The sequence below is a fragment of the Dietzia massiliensis genome (assembly GCF_018390595.1).
GTDB classification, from domain to species: domain Bacteria; phylum Actinomycetota; class Actinomycetes; order Mycobacteriales; family Mycobacteriaceae; genus Dietzia; species Dietzia massiliensis.
The window spans coordinates 1-1,323 of record NZ_JAHBAV010000127.1; the positions used below are offsets into that span (position 1 = coordinate 1).

Here is a 1,323-nt window from a genome sequence, read left to right on the forward strand (position 1 = left end):
TCAGTACCAAAATGATGGTGCCCGGTGAGGTTGGCTCTTTTTTTCGCTGCCGAAGGTGGCTTGTCCGCGATGTGCCGCTCCACCGGGTTGGCATCGCTGATCGAGGCCGTGGCCTGATAGGAGCTTGCTCGCTCGTCCTGCCCGACTGAGGCGTGCCCGACCTCGGTCGGCGATGCCGCACTGCACGAGACGCAGCAGGAGGAGGTCCGCGGTGACTGTCATCGGAATTGACGCCCACAAGAACTGGCACACGCTGGTGGCTGTCGACGAGGTCGGCAGGAGGATCGATGTCCTCACGGTCGAGGCCCGGTCGGCTGGGCATCAGAAAATCATGAGCTGGCTCGAGCAGTTCGAGGAGGTGAGCATCGCGGTCGAGGACTGCCGGCACTTGACCCGCCGCCTGGAGGCCGACCTGCTCGACGCCGGGCACAGGGTCGTGCGAGTCCACACCCGGCTGATGGCGGGTATGCGCAGGTCGGGTCGTGAACCCGGCAAGTCCGACCCGATCGACGCGGAGGCCGTGGCGCGTGTTGCTCTGCGGGAACGTGACCTGCCCACGGCCGAGTTGCCGGGGCCGGCGCGGGAGATCAAATTACTGTCTGACCACCGTCGCAGCCTGGTCTCTCGCCGTACCGCTCTGCAGTCCAAGGTTCGCTGGTTCCTGCACGAGATCGACCCTGACCTGCGGATACCGTCCCGGGCGCTACGTCGCTACCACCTGCTGGATGAGCTAATCGCACGACTTGACGAGCACACCGGGGTGGTAGTTGAGATCGCCCGCGACATCTTGGAAGACATCCGATCGCTCACCCGGCGGATCAACGAGATCGAGGGCCGATTGGGCACGCTGGTACGCGCGAATCATCAGCACTTGCTCGACGTGCCGGGCCTCGGGGTGCTCGGAGCAGCCACGATCATCGGCGAGACTGCCGGGGTTGGGCGGTTCAAGTCCAAAGACGCCTACGCCCGTTTCAATGGCACGGCCCCGATTCCAGTGTGGTCTGGCAATAAGGTCCGCGTCAGGCTGTCTCGGGGCGGCAACAGACGCATCAACACCGCGCTGCACATGGCCGCGGTGACCCAGCTGCGGCTCGGCGGCGAAGGCACCGACTACTACGACAAGCTCATCGCCGCCGGCAAGACCCGAACCGAGGCATTGCGACTGCTCCGCCGCCGAATATCCGACCGGGTGTTCGCAGCGATGCGCGCCGACGAAACACGGCCCCTGCCCGACGCCACGTCGCCAACTCCTACAGCGTCCCCGCGCACTCCGATCCCTGCTCTGCAGGCGGCCGCGTGACGAGACTTGACATAGGAGCATCG

1 protein-coding gene is annotated in these 1,323 nt (G+C 65.5%); it reads left to right on the forward strand.

All coding sequences use genetic code 11. The features are described 5' to 3' along the window. Nucleotides 1–211: 211 nt before the first annotated feature. Nucleotides 212–1,300, forward strand: a complete 1,089-nt coding sequence (locus KHA85_RS16440) for an IS110 family RNA-guided transposase (RefSeq protein WP_308936983.1) — start codon at nucleotides 212–214, stop codon at nucleotides 1,298–1,300. Nucleotides 1,301–1,323: the final 23 nt, after the last annotated feature.